The following is a 19,069-nucleotide window of genomic DNA, read 5'->3' on the forward strand; positions in this document are numbered from 1 at the left end:
CGCGTCGCAAGCGGTCGCAGGAACGCTCGAGCCGCCCCGCGTGTAACGCTCGAGTGGTCTGGTGAAATTTTCATTTGCGGAGTTCTTCAATGGCCCAGGGGCACGTCATTGGCATTGGAAGAAGAACGATCCGCGGCTTGATCGGCCTGCTACTCGCCATCGTCTCCCTGACAGCGTTGTCGCCGGCAGGCGGCGCCCAGGCGGCAGAGAAATCCTGCAACACGAATGCCGGCATAACCTTGCCGAAGGGCTTCTGCGCCACGATCTTCGCAGATCACGTCGGAGCACCCCGCCACATGGCCGTCGCGCCGGATGGCACCGTCTACGTCAACAATCGTAGCCGTAAGCCGTCGCCAGGCGGCTCGTTGCTCGCCTTGAAAGACAGCAAGGGCGAGGGCCACGCCGATATCATCGAACGGTTCGGCCCCGCGGACACCGGTGGCACCGGCATCGCCGTCTACAAAAATGGCCTGTTCGTAGACATCGGCGGCAAGATTATTCGCTATGAACTCGCGCCCGGCGACATTGCGCCGAAGGGCCAACCCGAAACGGTCGTCTCCGGCATTCCGCTCAATGGCGATCATAAATCGCGGCCGTTCTCAATCGATCCGAAAGGCAACCTCTTCCTCGATCTCGGCTCGGCGACGAACTCCTGCCAGCAAGACAACCGTGCGGAGGAATCGCCAGGCATCGATCCCTGTGTCGAACTCGAAACGAATGCTGGAATTTGGCGCTTCGACGCCAACAAAACCGGGCAGGTGTTTTCCCCTGCCGAGCGCTATGCGACTGGCCTTCGCAACGCCGAAGGCATCGACTTCGACGACGATGGCCGGATCTTCGCAACCCAACACGGCCGCGATCAGCTCCATGAGAACTGGCCTAAACTCTATTCGTCGAAACAGGGATCAGATCAACCGGCCGAAGTCCTGGTTGAGCTGCAGCAGGGCGGCGACTACGGCTGGCCATATTGCTATTACGACGCCATCCAGCAGAAAAATGTCCTCGCGCCCGAATATGGTGGCGACGGTGGCAAGGCGGTCGGACGTTGTGCCGATAAACTTCCGCCGGTCGCGGCGTTTCCCGGCCATTGGGCGCCGAACGATCTCAAGATTTACAGGGCGAAGGCGTTTCCAGTGGCATACCACGGCGGAGCCTTCATCGCTTTCCACGGGTCCTGGAACCGGTCAGATGGGCCGCAGCAGGGATATAACGTCGTGTTCCAGCCACTGACCGGCGGCAAAGCCTCCGGTCCATACACCGTCTTTGCCGAAGGCTTCCGGGGTGGGAACGCAAAAGGGACCGAGCACCGTCCGACAGGGCTTGCGGTGGGACCCGACGGCGCGCTTTACGTCAGCGACGACGCGGCTGGCCGAATCTGGCGGATCGTCTACAGAGGCTAATCTGCATTTCCGACGCAAGGGGGCGAGCGACCGTTGGCGGCAAAAGACATCGCGTTTCTGACCGGCGCCTCGGGATTTGTAGGCTCAGCTGTCGCGCGTCGCCTGATCGATGAAGGATTTTCCGTCCGCGCGCTGGTTCGGCGAACCAGCAACCGTGCGAACCTCAGAGATATCGGCCTTGAAGTCGTTGAAGGCGACATTCGCGACGGGGACCTGTTGGCCAAAGCCGTGCAGGGTGCACGTTACGTTTTTCACGTTGCCGCCGACTACCGCCTATGGGCGCCGGATCCGGAAGAGATCGTCGCCACCAATACCGCGGGCACGCGAGCGGTCATGGACGCGGCTCTCAAGGCCGGGGTCGAACGCATCGTTTACACGTCGAGCGTTGCGACGCTGAGGCTGACGGGCAACGGTTCGCCTTACAATGAGACCATGCCTCTCGATGCCGCGAATGCCATCGGCGCGTACAAGAGAAGCAAGGTTCTCGCCGAACGTCTGGTCGAGCGCATGGTTGCGGACGAAGGGCTGCAGGCAGTGATCGTCAACCCTTCGACTCCGATCGGACCGCGTGATGTTCGCCCCACGCCGACCGGACGCATCGTCGTCGAGGCTGCATCGGGAAGAATGCCGGCGTATGTTGAGACGGGATTAAATCTCGTGCATGTCGATGACGTGGCCGATGGCCACCTTGCGGCCTTGAAACACGGGCGAATTGGTGAACGTTATATTCTGGGGGGACAGGACATGACGCTCGGAGAAATGCTCGCCGAAATCGCTCGCCTCGCGGGTCGACGGCCGCCGGCGATCAAGCTTCCGCGTCAGATGATCTATCCGATCGCCTATGGCGCGGAAGCGGTGGCTCGTTTTACGGGACGCGAGCCCTTCGCCACCGTCGATGGTCTGCGCATGGCCAAATACAAAATGTTTTTTTCATCCGCCAAAGCCGAGCGCGAACTCTCCTACCGCGCGCGCCCCGCCACGGATGCCTTGGCCGAGGCCTATCGCTGGTTTCGTGACGCGGGGTACCTCAAGTGACCGCCGTCGATTGGATCGCGGCGCTTAGTCTCGCGGCCTGGGCCTACCTTCTGCTTTTCAACGGCGGGTTCTGGCTGACGAGCGAGCGCGAGGAAACCGAGCGCGAGAAGGCATCCGCTCCTGCTGCATGGCCGCGAGTCACGGCCGTCATTCCCGCGCGCAACGAAGCCGATATGCTGCCCTTTTCGCTCGCGTCGCTGGCGGCCCAGGACTATCCCGGCGAATTCTCGATCGTTCTCGTCGACGATCAAAGCACCGACGGCACTGCCGAAGTCGCGCGATCCATAGCCGCGAATTCGACACGGGAAATAACGATCATCAACGGCGCGCCGCTACCGTCTGCCTGGACGGGCAAGGTATGGGCGATGCATCAGGGCATCGCCGCGGCGTCCCTATCAAAATCGAAACCGGATTACCTGCTGCTGACGGATGCCGATATCAGCTACGCGTCCGGGATGCTTCAGTCGCTCGTGAAGAGCACGTGCTCAAATGGCCGCGCCATGACGTCCGTCATGGCCAAGCTCAAATGCCAAAGTCTCGCTGAGCGAGCATTGGTTCCTGCCTTCATCTTTTTCTTTCAGATGCTTTATCCATTTCGCTGGGTAAACCGCCAACGCGCTGCAACTGCTGCAGCTGCTGGCGGTTGCATGTTGGTTGATCGCGGCGCACTCGAACGAGCCGGCGGCATTGCCGCAATTCGCGGTGCGCTTATTGACGATTGTGCGCTCGGAAAACTGTTGAAAAAGCAGGGGCCGATTTGGCTTGGACTTTCGAACAATGTGGTCAGCCTCCGCGATTATCCCAAGTTTGACGATATTCGCCGAATGGTTGCGCGGTCAGCCTATGCCCAACTGCATTATTCCCCGTTATTGCTGCTCGGAACAGTCGTTGGCATGGCCGCTATCTACTTAGTGCCGCCCGCATTTGTCTTTTTCGCCGGTTTCCCGGCGAACGTACTCGCGGGAACTGCGTATCTGTTAATGATAATTGCCTTCCAACCGACGTTGCGCTTTTACAACCGTTCGCCACTTTGGGGCGTAGCACTACCAGTTATCGCGATGACCTATGTGGGTTTCACGCTAGATTCGGCGTATCAGCATAAGCGCGGTCGCGGAGGTCTATGGAAGGGCCGAGTACAGGCCGAAGTAGGAAGGCAATGACGGTCGACGGCAAGTACAAATCCGGCAAGTCCGAGCGTGACGAGAATTTTCCTGTCGCGTCGCGTATTGTTTCCGCACGTCACCGCGCGCCGATCCTCGCATACTATCGCTTTGCGCGGGCCGCCGACGACGCCGCCGATCACCCGACGCTTGATACTCAATCCAAACTCGCAATCCTCGATGCGCTCGAAGAAACGCTTCTCGGCCGATCCGATGCCGCGACCGATGCGCTCGCGCTCCGCGAACAGCTGCGCTTGCGAAATTTGAGCGCGCAGCACGCTCTCGATCTTCTCAAAGCGTTTCGTCAGGATGTTACGAAGAACCGGTACGAGACGTGGGACGAGCTTCTCGACTATTGCCGCTATTCGGCGATGCCGGTCGGCCGGTTCGTCCTCGACGTCCACGGCGAGCCGGCGTCGACTTGGCAGCATTCAGACGCATTGTGCACGGCCTTGCAGATCATCAACCACCTTCAGGATTGCGCGAAGGACTACCGCAATATCGATCGGGTCTACATTCCGCTCGATGAGCTTTCGTTGCATGGAACAAGCGTCGCGGCTCTGGCGGCGCCCAAAGCATCACCCGAATTGCGCGCCTGTTTGCGGACGCTGGCCACGCGGACCGAGGGCCTCATTCCCAATGCGGCCCTTCTGCCGCCGAGCGTTGCTGATACGCGGCTTGCCGTCGAAACTTCTGTAATTGTCGGCTTAGCACGCAAGTTGATCGGGTTGCTGAAGACCCGGGATCCGCTTTCCGAGACTGTCCACTTGTCAAAACCACACGCAGCGGCGATTGCTGCGCGCACGGCGGCCGCCACTCTTATGGGTCGGGCTTTCACACGCGCTGCGTTTACAAAGTCGTCAAGGATGATGCCGCATGAGCGCTGAAATCGACACCCTCGTTGCTGAAGAAACGCCCGCCGCGGCAAGCAGCTCGTTTTATGCGGCAATGCGGGTTCTGCCGCGCCCGCAGCGCGAGGCGATGTATCACGTCTATGCATTTTGCCGGGCCGTTGACGATGTCGCCGACAACGGCGGCGCGAGAGAGGTTCGCCTTGCCGATCTCGTTCAGTATCGCGAAGACATCGAAGAACTTTATGCAACGGGACGCCGGACGCAGCGAACGCGCGACCTCGCCGGCCCGATCGCGCAATTCGGTCTGTTGAAGGATGATTTCATCGCCGTGATCGACGGCATGGAGATGGATATCGTCCGCGATCTCCGCGCGCCCGAATGGAAGGTTCTCGACCTTTATTGCGATCGCGCGGCCTCGGCGGTCGGAAGATTGTCCGTGCGGATTTTCGGCATGGAGGAAGGCCCGGGAATTGAGCTTTCTCACAACCTCGGCCGCGCCCTCCAGCTGACGAACATCCTGCGCGACATCGATGAAGACGCAGCGATGGGCCGTCTTTATCTTCCGAAGGAAGCCCTGCGCGAATGCGGCCTCGCGGACCTTTCGATTGCCGAAATTCTCGCTGATCCTCGACTTGATCGCGTCTGCCGCGGCATCGCGGAAAAGGCGCGGAAGTACTACGACGTGTCGGAAGCCATCATGGCGCGGAGTTCCCGCCGTTCCGTCAGATCGCCGCGAATGATGGCAACCGTCTATCGGGGCATCCTCGAGAAGCTGATCGCACGGGGATGGCAAGCCCCGCGCGTCGATGTGCGGCGCTCAAAACGCACCGTCCTCTGGGCGGTCCTGCGTGACGGCATCTTTTAAATGAGCAACGGCACTGTTCACATCGTCGGGGCCGGTCTCGCCGGTCTTTCGGCGGCGGTCACGCTCGTCAACCGCGGACGCAAGGTCGTGATCCACGAGCTGGCGCGCCATGCCGGCGGCCGCTGCCGCTCATACTTCGAGCCCGCGCTCGGAATGATGATCGACAACGGCAACCATCTGCTGCTCTCGGGCAATGACAGCGCGCTGCGCTATCTGAAAGTGGTCGGTGGCAGGGGTCTGCTCGATGATCCGAAACACGCGGAATTCGCTTTTTGCGATTTTGCGTCCGGCGAGCGGTGGACGCTGAGGCCGAACGACGGGCGGCTGCCGTGGTGGATCCTCTCGAAAAGCCGCCGCGTACCGGGCACACGCGCGATTGACTACGTGCGCCTTGGAAATCTTCTCCAAGCGAAAGACGGCGACACAGTAACCGACAGGATCGATTCCGGTTCGGCGGTTTTCGCACGTCTCATGCAGCCGGTGTTGCTCGCCGCACTGAACTGCGAGCCGTCGGAAGGCTCAGCAAAGCTAGCCGGCGCGGTCGTTCGCGAAACGCTGGGGCGCGGCGGCAAAGCCTGCCGCCCGTTGTTCGCGGCCAACGGATTGGGACCGGCGCTWGTCGATCCCGCACTTTCGTTTCTCGGCAAGCGTGGCGCGGAATTGCGGTTCGACCATCCATTGCGGGCGATCGAATTTGCCGACGGTCGTGTCGGCGCGCTGCAATTCGGGGACGGCACCATCGAGCTCAAAGGCAACGATGACGTCGTCCTGGCGGTGCCCGGGTGGGTCGCCCGGACTCTTGTTCCGGACATCGTCGTGCCAACCGAATATCGCGCGATCTGCAATGTCCACTTCGCCATCGCGCCGCCCGCCAACCTTCCGAAGATCACGGGGATAGTCAACGCGACGACAGAATGGTTGTTCGCTTTTGATAATCGTTTGTCGGTGACCATCAGTTCGGCAGATCGCTTCAACGAGGCCGAGAGAGAACCGCTCGCGCGGCAGGTCTGGACCGAGGTTGCGAAAATCGCTCGCCTCGATGCAGAGCTTCCCAGCTGGCAGATCGTGAAAGAGCGGCGCGCCACTTTCGCCGCAACTCCCGGACAGAATGCCCTGCGTCCGAAAGCGCGCACGCGCTGGAAAAACCTGGTTTTGGCAGGTGATTGGACGGATACCGGACTTCCGGCGACGATCGAAGGCGCGCTACGGTCAGGCGAGGGGGCTGCGAAACTGGCGATGTCGGCGCACATCTGATAGGACGCTCGAACCTCTGGGAGAGCATCTATGAATTTCGACTCTGTAGCGCAGTCCGTGCGGCTGGCGTCCGGCAACCCGACGCGCGAGATCGGCACGCCCGATATCGAAAACGCGATATCCAACGCCAAGAATGCGCTCTTGTCGCTGCAGCGGGACGACGGTCATTTCGTGTTCGAACTCGAGGCCGACGCGACGATCCCGGCCGAATATGTTCTGATGCGTCATTACCTGGCCGAGCCAGTCGACGCTGCTCTCGAAGCCAAGATCGCCAACTATCTCCGTCGCATTCAATCCGACGATGGTGGCTGGCCGCTTTTTCATGATGGCGAGTCGAATATCAGCGCGAGCGTGAAAGCGTATTTTGCGCTGAAGATGATCGGTGTCGGCACCGAAGAGCCGTACATGAAAAAGGCGCGAGGCTGGATCTTGTCGCAAGGCGGCGCTTCTCACAGCAACGTCTTCACGCGCAACCTGCTGGCGCTCTTTGGTCAGGTGCCTTGGACAGGCGTTCCGGTGATGCCCGTCGAGATCATGGTGCTGCCGCGTTGGTTTCCGTTTCATCTCGACAAGATTTCCTATTGGGCGCGCACAGTGGTGGTGCCGCTCACAGTCCTCAATGCCTTGAAGCCGAGAGCACGAAATCCGAAAGGCGTCGGTATACCCGAGCTTTTCACGATTCCGCCGGACCAAGTCCAAATCTGGCCGAAGGGACCACACCAGAAATCGCCATGGTCGGAAATTTTCGGCGCGATCGATCGGGTGCTTCGTGCGACCGAGCCGTTTTTCCCGAAGGCGATACGCAAGCGCTCGATCGACAAGGCCGTTGCGTTCGTTGACGAACGCCTGAATGGCGAAGACGGCTTGGGCGCAATTTTCCCCGCGATGGTCAACTCGCTGCTGGTTTACGATGCGCTCGGGTATTCGCATGATCATCCGAATTATCTGATCGCCCGGGGATCGATTGAGAAGCTGCTGATCGTCAAGGACGACGAAGCCTACTGCCAGCCGTGCTTGTCGCCGGTTTGGGATACGGCGCTCTCGACGCATGCGCTGATGGAAGTGGGCGGCACGGAAGCTGAAGCGAGCGCAGGTCGTGCGCTTGAATGGCTGAAGCCGCTGCAGGTGCTCGACACTGTCGGCGATTGGGCGGCGAGCCGGCCCGGCATTCGCCCTGGTGGCTGGGCGTTCCAGTACGCCAATCCTCATTATCCCGATACCGACGATACCGCCGTAGTGGTCATGGCGATGGACCGCTCTTTGGGCCGCGCGCCACAAGCAGACAATTCCTATCGCGAAGCGATCGAACGCGGGCGCGAATGGATCGTCGGCATGCAAAGCAAAAATGGCGGCTGGGGCGCTTTCGACGCCGACAACACATATGAATATCTCAATCAGATTCCATTTTCCGACCATGGAGCTCTGCTCGATCCGCCGACGGCCGATGTCTCCGCCCGCTGCGTCTCAATGTTGGCACAACTCGGCGAGCGCCGAGGACAAAGCTATGTGCTCGACAATGCGATCAGCTACCTCGAGCGGACGCAGGAGAAGGACGGCAGCTGGTATGGCCGCTGGGGCATGAACTATGTTTACGGGACATGGTCGGTGCTGTGCGCCCTGAACGCGGCCGGGGTCGACCCGGCGTCGAGCGTCGTCCGCAAGGCGGCCAATTGGCTGCTGTCGATCCAGAATCCCGATGGTGGCTGGGGCGAGGCCGGCGATAGCTATAAGATGGACTACAAGGCCTACGAACCGGCGCCGAGCACGGCATCGCAAACGGCATGGGCACTCATGGGGCTGATGGCAGCCGGTGAGGTCGACCATCCAGCCGTTCAGAAAGGGATCGCGTATTTGGCCTCGTCACAGGGCTCCGACGGCTTTTGGAACGAAAAGCATTTCACGGCGACGGGCTTTCCGCGCGTATTTTATCTCAGATATCACGGCTACTCGAAATTCTTCCCGATGTGGGCCTTGGCCCGTTATCGGAACCTCAAGGCCTCAAATTCGAGGTCCGTGACAGTTGGGATGTGAAGGGCTAGTCTGGGGACGGGGATAGTCTGAGGGGATGATGTAAGGGGATGAGGGGGGGCGTGCTCGCCGCAACAGGGCTGAGAGCGGAAGCTCGGGTCGCACAACGATCCGGGTACGTGAAAGCGCTTGCTTGCGGCGGTAATGAGAAACGCTTGGTCTCCTTGATCGAGGAAGCCATCCGGGGCGGAGGCATTCGCGGCCTCATCAGCTTCGGGATTGCCGGGGGATTGAGGCCGGGTCTGCCATCGGGAACGATTGTCGTCGGCACGTCAGTCGTGGCAAACGGCACATCTTATGTTGCGGACGAACGCTGGAGCGATCGCCTGTTCGAATCGCTGCCGAGAGCAGAGTCCGGTGCAATCGCCGCATCGAATGCGGTCGTCGCACGCCCCGCCGAAAAGCAAGACCTCTATATGACGACCGGCGCTTTTGCGGCCGACATGGAAAGCCATGTTGTTGCGCACTTGGCAGAGCAATATGGCCTGCCGTTCGCCGTGCTGCGGGTGATTGCCGATCCCGCGAGTCAAAAGCTTCCGCCGGCCGCTATAAACGGCCTGAAGCCGGATGGAACGCCGGACATTGCCGGCGTCCTCAAGTCATTGCTGTATCACCCGGGCCAGCTCCCGGATCTCTTGCGGGCCGCTGCGGCGACCCGGCGCGCGATGCAGGGATTATTCCGCTGCCACCGGTTTCTGGGCCCGGGCCTCGGCTTCGCTGATCTCCGCTAGCTTGTTCTCGACGTGACGTGAGAACACGAACTCGGCCGGACGCTGCTTGTCGAGTGCGATCTCGGGCGCCATCGGACCGTCCGTCTTCACGCCCCTAAGCGCAACGGCGGCGATCTTCCAAGGCTTCTTCACCGCGTCCATGACGGCTGTCGCTTCGAAGCCCGAGTGCACCATGCAGTCCGCGCACTTCTCGTAATTGCCGGTGCCGTACTTGTCCCAGTCGGTGCTTTCCATCAGCTCCTTGAAGGTCTTCGTATAGCCTTCCCCGAGCAGATAGCAGGGCTTCTGCCAGCCGAACACGGTGCGCGTTGGGTTGCCCCACGGCGTGCACTGATAGGTCTGGTTGCCCGCGAGGAAATCGAGGAACAGGGCCGACTGGAAGAACGGCCACGCGCGACCGCCCTTCCCGAGCTTGAAGATATCGCGGAAGAGCTGCTTCGTCTTAGTACGATTGAGGAAGTGCTGCTGATCCGGCGCGCGCTCGTAAGCGTAGCCGGGCGAAATGGTTACGCCGCCGATGTCGAGCTTCTTCATCTCATCGAGGAACTTCGCGACCTGCTCGGCCTTTGCATCGCTGAACAGCGTCGTATTGATATTGACGCGAAAACCCTTCGCCTTCGCGACCTTGATTGCCTCAACCGCGCGATCGTACACGCCCTTCTGGCAAACCGACCTGTCGTGCATCTCCTTGTCGCCGTCGAGATGGATCGACCAGTTGAAATTCTTGTGCGGCTTGTAGAGATGGATTTTCTTTTCGAGCAGCAGCGCGTTCGTGCAGACGGTGACGAACTTGCCCTTCTTGAGCGCACCTTCGACGATCTCCGGCAGCTCCTTGTGAAGCAGCGGTTCACCGCCCGCGAGCACGACGACGGGCGCCCCGCATTCATCCATCGAATGCAGCGCGTCGGCGACCGAGATGCGCTGATTGAGGATCTTATCGGGATAGTCGATCTTACCGCAGCCCGCGCATGCGAGGTTACAGCGGAAGAGCGGTTCCAGCATCAATACCAGCGGATAACGTTTGCGGCCCCTGAGGTGCTGTCCGATGACGTAGGCACCTACCGACAATGCTTGGTTTAATGGAATTCCCACCCGATTGGGCTCCTTCTAGCGGCGCTCGAACCAGCACTATCGTCGATCATGATGCTTCGAGCAATTCAGGCGGCAGACGAAACGTAATTTTCTCCTCGACGCCATCGAGCATTTCAATCTCGATAGGCGAGATCTGTCCGATAGCGGTGAGGACGTCTTCGACAAGAACATCAGGCGCCGAAGCACCTGCTGTTACGCCAACTACATTCTTTCCGGCAAGCCATGCCGGATCGACCGCGCTACCGTCTGCGACGAGATAGCTCGGTATCCCGCATTCGGCGCCGATCTCGCGAAGTCTGTTTGAGTTGGAGCTGTTGCTGGCGCCTACGACGATAAGCGCCTCGACGAACCGGCAAAGTTCCCGCACGGCCGTTTGTCTGTTTTGCGTAGCATAGCAGATGTCGCGCGTTTCGGGCCCGATGACGTCGGTAAACCGGCTTTTGACAGCCTCGATGGTCGACCGGGTATCGTCCACGCTCAATGTCGTCTGGGTGATGTAGGCAACCGGCGTATCGTCCGGCAAATCGAGGTTTTCGACGTCCTCGCTATTTTCGACAAGGTAAACGGGCCCCGGAATGCGTCCGAGCGTGCCTTCGATCTCCACGTGACCGGCATGCCCGATCAGGATGACGGTCCGCCCGAGCGAGGAATAGCGCTGGCCCTGCTTATGAACCTTTGAAACGAGGGGACATGTCGCGTCGACGATCCTGAGTGGGCGCGATTTTGCCTCGTCCTCGACGTCACGCGATACCCCATGGGCGCTGAAGATCGTGACGGCGCCATCGGGGATTTCCGCGAGATCTTCGACGAAACGGGCGCCCTTGACCTTGAGGTCCTCGACGACATGCCGGTTGTGAACGATCTCATGGCGCACATAGACAGGCCCGTCGCGCCGCGCGAGCGAACGCTCGACGATGTCGATCGCCCGGACCACGCCTGCGCAAAAACCCCGGGGCTGCGCCAAGATGACTTTCATGCAGAAACCCCGTCCTGCCGACGCGCAATTGCTTTGCGCTGTGGAAGACCTAATACCTCAACGCGTCCCGATTCATGACGTTCAACGCGCAGCGCCCCACTCGTCCCCGACTTTTACGCGCAATCGTGAATGATCGGCAGCCGGGGTAACGTCGCGGCATTCATGCTGTTGACGCGACGTGTCTCAAAAGCAACACACTAGGCAGGCCCATTATTCATCTGCTCGACAGGTTCGGCATCGTAGGTGAGCTGCTAAGAGATGCGACCCATCAAAGGTTATCACGAGTCCGGTCTAGAATGATCCTTCACAAATTCAATTTCCAACACCGTCCCAGACAACCATTGGCGACCGCATGATCGAGCGCGTCGTCGCCGGTATCGTTGCCATCGCTGTGCGCCTGCGCTGGCTGACCATCGTGCTGGGGCTGGCGCTCACGGCAGGCGCCATCTTTTACGTCGTCAACCATTTCGCCATCACCACCGATACGAGCCAGCTCATCGCGTCGGATCTCGATTGGCGGCAGCGCGAACGCCAGTTCGATCTTGCATTCCCGCAGCACACCGACACGATCGATATCGTCGTAGACGGCAAAACGCCTGAGCTGACCGAGGCCGCTGCCGCCAGTCTCGCTGCCGCCCTTAGCGAATCGAAGCCCGATCCCTTCCAGATCGTGAGGCGGCGCGATGGTGGCCCGTTCTTCGAAAAGAACGGCCTGCTTTATCTCTCGCTGCCGGAACTCAAGGAAACGACCGAAGGACTGATCAAGGCCCAGCCGGTTCTCGGCACACTCGCCGCCGACCCGACCCTTAACGGCCTGGCGAAGGCGCTCTCGTTTGTTCCGCTCGGCATCAAGGATGAACGTGCGAAGTGGTCGGACTTTGAAAAGCCGCTCGGCGTGATGGTCGATGCCATCGACAATCTGATGGCAGGCAAGGAGACGAACTTCTCTTGGGGCGAGTTGCTGACGGGCGGGCGTCCGGCGGCGTCCGAACTGCGCCGCTTCCTCGAGGTGAAGCCCGTCCTCGATTATTCCGACCTGGAGCCCGGCGCCAATGCGACGGCCTTGATCCGCAAAACCGCCGAACGGCTTGGACTGACCCCTGAGAATGGCGTGCGCGTGCGGCTCACGGGCTCGGTTCCGATGGCGGATGAGGAGTTTGGAACCGTTGCCGAAGGCGCGGTCGTCAACACGGCCGTTACCATCGCGGCCGTTCTTTTCATTTTGTGGCTGGCGCTGAAATCGGGCCGCATCATTGTCGCGGTTCTCGTCAGCCTATTCGCCGGACTTGCGATGACGGGGGCGCTGGGACTTTACCTCGTCGGCGCCCTGAACCTCATCTCGGTCGCTTTTGCCGTGCTGTTCGTCGGTATCGGCGTCGATTTCGGCATCCAATTCTCGGTCAGATACCGCCATGAGCGCTTCAGCAAGCACGGCCTCCGGGACGCCTTGATCGCAGCGGGCACCAACGCCGGCAAGCCGCTCGCGCTCGCTGCGGCCGCGACCACCGCGGGCTTCTACGCCTTCCTGCCAACCGATTACCGCGGCGTGTCTGAGCTTGGCCTCATTGCCGGCAGCGGCATGGTCATCGCGTTCCTGACGAGCATCACGTTGTTGCCGGCGATGCTCTCGCTGTTCAATCCGCCGGGCGAGGCGCACGACGTCGGCTACCGCGCGCTTGCGCCCGTGGATCGTTTCATGGCGCGTCACCGGCACGTCATTCTGGCGCTGACGGTGCTCGGTGTCCTCGCTGGATTGCCGTTGCTCGCGAAGCTCGAGTTCGATTTCAATCCGATCAACCTTCGCAGCAGCAAGGTCGAGTCCGTCTCGACCTTCAACGATCTCATGCGCGATCCCGCGACCGCTCCGAACACCATCGAGGTCCTTGCGCCGAACTTGGCCGGTGCCGAAGCGCTCGCTGCCAAGCTCGAGAAATTGCCGGAAGCCGCGCACACGGTGACGCTCGCAAGCTTCGTACCCGACCAGCAAACGGAAAAGCTCGCAGTCATTAGAGACGCGGCAGACCTGCTCGGCCCGACGATTGAGCCCGACGAAATGGCGCCGACGCCGACCGACGCGGATACGCAGACGAGGCTGAAGGAGACGGCGACGGAATTTGAAAATGTCGCCAAGCTTCCCGGCGCGCCCCCGCTTGCCGCCCACATGGCAGCGACGCTCCACAAGCTCGCCGACGCAGCGCCGGATGCGCGTGCAAAGGTCGAGAAATCGTTGCTCGACGGTCTGAAGTTGCGCCTCTCGCAAATTCGCGCGGCTCTGAAGGCCGAGCCGATTACACTCGATAATCTGCCGCCTGAGATCATTGCCGACTGGATCACCGCCGATCACCGGGCACGCGTCGAAGTCGCGCCGAAGGGAGATGGCAACGACAACGCCAACCTCCGTCGTTTCGCCTCCGCCGTCCTCGCCGTCGCGCCCGAAGCCACCGGCGTCCCGATCCTCATCCAGGAATCGGCGAAGACCGTGGTTCGATCGTTTATCCAGGCGGGCCTATTGGCGCTGGTCTCAATAACGATCATCCTGTTCGTGGCGCTGCGCCGCGTGTCGGATGTGCTTTTGACGCTTGTGCCGCTGTTGCTAGCAGGTGTCGTGACGCTCGAGCTTTGCGTGCTGATCGGGCTGCCGCTGAACTTCGCGAACATCATTGCGCTGCCGGTTCTTCTCGGCGTCGGCGTCGCGTTCAAGATTTACTACGTCCTGGCTTGGCGTGACGGCGAAACGAGCTTGCTGGCCTCGCCGCTGACCCGCGCCGTCATGTTCAGCGCCATGACGACGGCCGTCGCATTCGGGAGCCTGTTTTTCTCGAGTCACCCGGGGACGTCGAGCATGGGCGAGCTGCTGGCGCTCTCGCTGGTGACGACACTGGCAGCCGCCGTTCTCTTCCAGCCGATCCTCATGGGGCCGCCTCGGAACCCGGCCAAGCACGAAAACGAAAAGGCCCCCCAAACCGCGCCCTAACCAACCCGGCCACGCTAGTCATTCAAGCCAAGACTTGCGATGAACTAACTACTTCGGCGGATCCCCGCCTGCGCGGGGATGACGCGTTATTGGAAGAAGGTCACCCACCCCCCGTCATCCCGGCGAAGGCCGGGATCCATCCAAGCCGACGGCAGCCCAAGAACTACGCGGCGCTGCGGCGCTCGCGCAGGAACTGGAAGAATTCGACGCCCTCTCTGAGGCGGCGCTTCATCATGTCGGGCTGCGTTATCATCTCGCCGACGATCGAAGCAATCTTCGGCACCCGGAAGTAGAACTTGCGATAGAAGTCCTCGACCGAAGAGAAGATCTCGGTGTGCGACAGACCTGGATAGTGAAGCGGCGCGATCTGGATGCCGTTAGCATTGATGAGTTCGGCATTGTCGACGTCGAGCCAGCCGTTCTCCGACGCCTGCTTGTAGAGGAACGTTCCCGGATACGGCGCGGCGAGCGAGACCTGGATCGTGTGCGGGTTGATCCGCGTCGCGAACTTGATGGTCTCCTGGATCGTCTCCTTCGACTCGCCCGGAAGGCCGAGGATGAAGGTGCCGTGGATCTTGATACCGAGCTCGTGGCAGTCCTTCGTGAACTTCTCCGCGACCTCGACGCGCATGCCCTTCTTGATGTTATGCAGGATCTGCTGGTTGCCGCTCTCGTAGCCGACGAGCAGCAGGCGCAGACCATTGTCCTTGAGCACCTTTAGGGTCTCGCGCGGCACATTCGCCTTGGCATTGCACGACCACGTGACGCCGAGCTTGCCGAGTTCCTTGGCGATTGCTTCCGCGCGCGGCAGGTCGTCGGTGAAGGTATCATCGTCGAACATCAGCTCTTTCATCTGCGGGAACGCCTTGAGGATGTATTTCACTTCCTCGATGACGTGCCCAACGGAGCGGGTCCGATAGCGATGGCCGCCAACGGTCTGCGGCCACAGGCAGAACGTGCAGCGGCTTTTGCAGCCGCGCCCCGTGTAGAACGAGATGTACGGGTGTTTCAGATAGCCGATGAAGTAATTCTCCATCACGAGGTCGCGCTTGTAGACCGGCGTAACGAAGGGCAGCGTGTCCATGTCGTGCATCACAGCGCGGTCCTCGTTGTGCACGATGACGCCCTGCGCGTTGCGGTAGGAAAGACCCTTGATGTCGCTCCAAGCTATGCCGTCGGCGACGTCCTTGATCGTGAAATCAAACTCGTTGCGGGCCACGAAGTCGACAATCGGCGCGTCCACCAGGCTCTCGTTGGACTGCACCGCGACCTTGGCGCCGATCAGACCGACCTTGAGGTTTGGGTTTGTCGCCTTCATCGCTTCGATGACTTTGACGTCAGAATCGAATGACGGCGTCGAGGTGTGCAGCACCGCGAGGTCATAATTGCGTATTTCAGCGAGCACGTCCTGCAGGCTGGTGCGATGCGGCGGCGCGTCGATCAGCTTGCTGTTTTCGACCAGAGCTGCCGGCTGCGCGAGCCACGTCGGGTACCAGAACGACTGGATTTCGCGACGCGCCTGATAGCGCGAACCCGCTCCGCCATCGAAACCATCGAACGAAGGAGCCTGCAAAAATAGTGTGCGCATGTGCGCGCCTTTCATATAGGCCTAACGGTCCCATCGGCGCCGACGCTATAGCGCCGGCCCCTCCAACTGACAGCTCCGGGCACATAGCTCGCGACAAAAATCGCGAAGCTCAAGATATCGCGCAAAGGAGCGAGCAAAACCGAACTCTTTCCCCCACCGGACAGTCGCTCAACTTGTAACGGAACGAAAAGCCGACATGCAAGCGTCAGAAGCAGGATCATCCACGCTATGGCATTGAAGCCACCAAACGGCAACGCGGCGAGAGCGAATGGCAGCGGGTGCGTAATCACAGAACCGGCATAACCTGCGGGATCGACGAGACGAATTGTCCGCGCCCACCGGAGTTCATGCCCGAGCAATTCCGCAAAACTATCTTCGGAAAAAGTGTGCCCGACGGTGAAGGGTGCGATTGCGACTTTCAGCCCCGCTCGACGGACCGCATCGCCCATCGCGTAGTCGTCTGCCAACGTATCGGCGAAGGCCTCGAATCCGCCAATTTCGGCCAGCGTGCTGCGACGAATTGCAATTGTCGATCCAAAGCACGGCTTTGCGAGGCCGAGCTGAACTCCGACCAAAACGCTCGGCAGGAAGTGTTGATCGACGGCCGCTGCGGCGAGGCGAGACCAGAAGCCCCCGATCGCGCGCCCCCGATATAGGCACGTCACAAGCCCAACCTCGGGTTGCTGCAATGTGGCAACTATATCCCGAACATAGTGAGGCTCGACGCGCATGTCGCTGTCGCTGAGAATCAGAACATCGTGCCGCGCTCGCGGAAAAATATTGAGGACATTGGCAATTTTCGGATTGCCGCCGGCTCTTCGGGAAGAGGTGACGAGTTCGATCTCTGCGGACGGAAATCTCTCTTCAAGGTTGCGAACGATCTGAATGGCGGGATCGGCGGCGTCCTGCACGCCACAAATCATCTGGACATCGCCGGGGTAGTCCTGCCGAACAAATGATCCGAGATTATCGCCAAGGCCTGATTCGGCTCCGTACAGCGGCTTGATCAGAGCGACATTTTCCGCCGGCCCTAAAATCGACTTGGGCCGGCGCGCAAATCGTGCCACCAAGAAAGCAGCCAACATGGCGTAAATGCTGCCGATAATGGCAATGAGGGTGCATACAAGCCACAGACAGGACGTCATTCAGACGTTACTTTCTGGTTTGAGGTGGGGGAAAGCCTACTGGCACCGTACTAAAGCTAGCGTTTTGCACGTAGCTGCGATAGATCTGAGTTTGCTCGGCCGCATGGCTAGGCATGGGGGAATATCGGGACGTGAAAGTAATTACCATCGCGAACTGGGTCGGCTGTATTTTAGCCGGTGTGGGTCTGTCGGCTTGCGCCAGCACATCTGCGCCTTCAATCGCGCCGCAGCACTTGGCATCGACCGCTAGCGACGACGAGCCAAAAACCATCGCGGACCCCAACGAGAAATTCAATCGCTCGGTTTTCGAGAGCAACCAGGACTTCAATCACAACGTCCTGTATCCGACTGCCAAGGCCTATAACGAGAATGTGCCGGCAAGCGTCCGCGACCGCGTCGACGCATTTACGACCAATCTTGGCGAGCCGATGGTATTTGCGAACAACGTTTTGCAGGTTCGGCCCGCTGCCGCGGCGACGACACTCGGCCGCTTCGTACTCAATTCGACGCTTGGTCTCGGCGGCCTCTTCGATGTCGCGGCGACACAAGGCATGGCTCATCAGTCCGGCGACTTCGGGCAGACGATGTACGTATGGGGCTATCGTGATAGCGCCTATCTGGTGCTGCCGGTCCTCGGCCCGACAAACGTGCGAGATGCGATCGGCACTGGCGTAGAATTTGCCGCACAGATTCCGGCTGGCGCGTTGATCCCGGCAAGGGCTGCGACGCTTGCCAGCCGAGTCAATCTCGCAGGCAGCATCACCAGTCCGCTGACGAACCTCAGCAAAGCCGAAGATATGCAGACGCTCGAGGACAGCTCGATCGACTTCTATTCGATGCTGCGCAGCGTGACGGATCAGAAGCGCCAGGCCGAGCTGCAGGAAGCTTTGAACACGAGCGTGTTGACGAGCGATCCGGTCCCGCCGGATCCCAACGCGATCGAGCCGGTTATGGAACTCGTTTCGTCGCCGACGATGCTGCAGAAGCGTCGAATGACTGACGTGCCGAAACTGTCGAGCGCCTCCGATCACGGCGGCACGATTGTCGTCGTCGGTCCGCCGACCCCGGTCGAAGCGCACTGATCAATTCGGAATTTAGCTGGTCAAAACGGCAGCGAACGCGGCATTTGCAACGCGTCCGCGCTGCCCGCACACGTATTCTCTGCTGATGTTTGTGAAAATGTTTTTTCGACCCGCACGACAGGCGGCGGGTAAGGGCAGGAAAAATCGCGGCCAGCTCGTCGTCAACGAGTCCGGCCGCGAATAACGTGCAATCAGCTTCCGGAAAGCAGCTTATCGCCCTGCTTCTTGAGTGAAGCGATGAGCGCATCGGCTCCGCCGGCTTTCAGGATCGATGTGAACTCGGCGCGGCGGCTGGCAAGTTCGCTGATCGTGCCGTCGAGATAGACATCGACGATCTTCCATTGCGATCCGGTCTTGCGCATCAAGTAGTTGATCGCGACCGGCTTGCCGCTGCTCTGAACAATCCGGGTTTTCACCATTTTATCCGACGGCGGGCGGTCCGTAATCTCGGCGATCTCGAATGTCTCGCCGGAGAAGCCATCGAAGCGCTTTGCGTAGGTCGCAATCATCATGCGGGCGAACGCATCGGTCACGGCTGCTTTCTGCTCCGGCTGAAACGCATCCCAGCTTTGTCCGACCGCCGCGCGGGACATCGATTGAATGTCGTAGGTACTCGACAGAACCGGTGCGAGCGCGTTGAAGCGGCCTTGCACGCCGAGTGCCTGCGCCTGCTTCATCGTGTCGAGAAGCTTGGCGTTCAGGCCGTTGATCGTCTTCTCAGGTGCATCGAAAGCCTGCGCAGTTGCAAGCTGAGGTGAGGTGAGAAGCGTCGCCATCAAAACAGCGATCGACGCTCCAAAAACACGTAATTTCTTGGCCTGGACCATGGCCCATCCCCCGATTGATTTCAAATTTTGTGTGCCGACGGCGAGTTAAAATTCTCAG

The 19,069-nt window shown here is 60.3% G+C and carries 15 protein-coding genes; 10 read left to right on the plus strand and 5 right to left on the minus strand.

Annotated elements, in window-relative coordinates:
• Positions 1 to 89: 89 nt before the first annotated feature.
• Genes AB4Z24_RS17415 through AB4Z24_RS17450 form a run of 8 tightly spaced genes read left to right on the plus strand, consistent with a single transcriptional unit; the run spans position 90 to position 9,327 of the window.
• The gene (locus AB4Z24_RS17415) at positions 90 to 1,400 is read left to right on the plus strand and encodes a PQQ-dependent sugar dehydrogenase (protein ID WP_441710310.1); all 1,311 of its coding nucleotides are present in this window, start codon (positions 90 to 92) and stop codon (positions 1,398 to 1,400) included.
• 33 nt (positions 1,401 to 1,433) lie between these two features.
• Positions 1,434 to 2,435: a hopanoid-associated sugar epimerase gene (gene hpnA / locus AB4Z24_RS17420; RefSeq protein ID WP_441710311.1), complete on the plus strand. Its 1,002-nt coding sequence runs from the start codon at positions 1,434 to 1,436 to the stop codon at positions 2,433 to 2,435.
• On the plus strand, positions 2,432 to 3,595 hold the full coding sequence (locus tag AB4Z24_RS17425) for a glycosyltransferase (RefSeq protein WP_441710312.1): 1,164 nt from the start codon (positions 2,432 to 2,434) through the stop codon (positions 3,593 to 3,595). The genes hpnA and AB4Z24_RS17425 overlap by 4 nt, the downstream gene beginning before the upstream one ends.
• Positions 3,592 to 4,482, plus strand: coding sequence for a squalene synthase HpnC (gene hpnC, locus AB4Z24_RS17430; RefSeq protein WP_441710313.1), 891 nt, complete (start codon positions 3,592 to 3,594; stop codon positions 4,480 to 4,482). Before AB4Z24_RS17425 ends, hpnC begins: the two co-directional genes overlap by 4 nt.
• The gene (gene hpnD / locus AB4Z24_RS17435; protein WP_441710314.1) at positions 4,472 to 5,314 is read left to right on the plus strand and encodes a presqualene diphosphate synthase HpnD; all 843 of its coding nucleotides are present in this window, start codon (positions 4,472 to 4,474) and stop codon (positions 5,312 to 5,314) included. Before hpnC ends, hpnD begins: the two co-directional genes overlap by 11 nt.
• Positions 5,315 to 6,568 carry a hydroxysqualene dehydroxylase HpnE gene (gene hpnE, locus AB4Z24_RS17440; RefSeq protein WP_441710315.1) on the plus strand — a complete coding sequence of 418 codons (1,254 nt, stop codon included), beginning with the start codon at positions 5,315 to 5,317 and terminating at the stop codon, positions 6,566 to 6,568.
• Between the two features lie 30 nt (positions 6,569 to 6,598).
• Positions 6,599 to 8,599 (plus strand): squalene--hopene cyclase, encoded by a 2,001-nt coding sequence (gene shc, locus AB4Z24_RS17445; RefSeq protein ID WP_441710316.1) that lies wholly within the window; start codon positions 6,599 to 6,601, stop codon positions 8,597 to 8,599.
• A gap of 47 nt (positions 8,600 to 8,646) precedes the next feature.
• Positions 8,647 to 9,327, plus strand: coding sequence for a phosphorylase family protein (locus tag AB4Z24_RS17450; protein WP_441710317.1), 681 nt, complete (start codon positions 8,647 to 8,649; stop codon positions 9,325 to 9,327).
• On the opposite strand, the gene hpnH is transcribed toward AB4Z24_RS17450, so the two are convergent.
• Positions 9,271 to 10,419, minus strand: coding sequence for an adenosyl-hopene transferase HpnH (hpnH, locus tag AB4Z24_RS17455; RefSeq protein WP_441710318.1), 1,149 nt, complete (start codon positions 10,417 to 10,419; stop codon positions 9,271 to 9,273). The two genes, AB4Z24_RS17450 and hpnH, sit on opposite strands and share 57 nt — an antisense overlap.
• A gap of 46 nt (positions 10,420 to 10,465) precedes the next feature.
• Complete coding sequence (gene ispH, locus AB4Z24_RS17460) at positions 10,466 to 11,395, minus strand: 4-hydroxy-3-methylbut-2-enyl diphosphate reductase (protein ID WP_441710319.1); 930 nt, start codon at positions 11,393 to 11,395, stop codon at positions 10,466 to 10,468.
• 352 nt (positions 11,396 to 11,747) lie between these two features.
• Here ispH and AB4Z24_RS17465 point away from each other — a divergent pair, with 352 nt between their 5' ends.
• Positions 11,748 to 14,369: an MMPL family transporter gene (locus AB4Z24_RS17465; protein WP_441710320.1), complete on the plus strand. Its 2,622-nt coding sequence runs from the start codon at positions 11,748 to 11,750 to the stop codon at positions 14,367 to 14,369.
• A 163-nt stretch (positions 14,370 to 14,532) separates the two neighbouring features.
• Here the strand turns inward: AB4Z24_RS17465 and hpnJ are convergent, their stop codons facing one another.
• Together hpnJ and hpnI are read right to left on the minus strand one after the other, a co-directional pair.
• Positions 14,533 to 15,957 carry a hopanoid biosynthesis associated radical SAM protein HpnJ gene (gene hpnJ / locus AB4Z24_RS17470; protein WP_441710321.1) on the minus strand — a complete coding sequence of 475 codons (1,425 nt, stop codon included), beginning with the start codon at positions 15,955 to 15,957 and terminating at the stop codon, positions 14,533 to 14,535.
• An 11-nt stretch (positions 15,958 to 15,968) separates the two neighbouring features.
• Positions 15,969 to 17,102 (minus strand): bacteriohopanetetrol glucosamine biosynthesis glycosyltransferase HpnI, encoded by a 1,134-nt coding sequence (gene hpnI, locus AB4Z24_RS17475; RefSeq protein WP_441710322.1) that lies wholly within the window; start codon positions 17,100 to 17,102, stop codon positions 15,969 to 15,971.
• 131 nt (positions 17,103 to 17,233) lie between these two features.
• Here hpnI and AB4Z24_RS17480 point away from each other — a divergent pair, with 131 nt between their 5' ends.
• Positions 17,234 to 18,184 (plus strand): MlaA family lipoprotein, encoded by a 951-nt coding sequence (locus AB4Z24_RS17480; RefSeq protein ID WP_441710323.1) that lies wholly within the window; start codon positions 17,234 to 17,236, stop codon positions 18,182 to 18,184.
• A gap of 191 nt (positions 18,185 to 18,375) precedes the next feature.
• On the opposite strand, the gene AB4Z24_RS17485 is transcribed toward AB4Z24_RS17480, so the two are convergent.
• A complete protein-coding gene (locus AB4Z24_RS17485) occupies positions 18,376 to 19,011 on the minus strand; it encodes an ABC transporter substrate-binding protein (protein WP_441710324.1) in 636 nt (211 codons plus the stop codon).
• Positions 19,012 to 19,069 lie beyond the last annotated feature (58 nt).

This window comes from Hyphomicrobium sp. 2TAF46, from assembly GCF_052114865.1.
Taxonomy (GTDB): Bacteria; Pseudomonadota; Alphaproteobacteria; order Rhizobiales; family Hyphomicrobiaceae; genus Hyphomicrobium_B.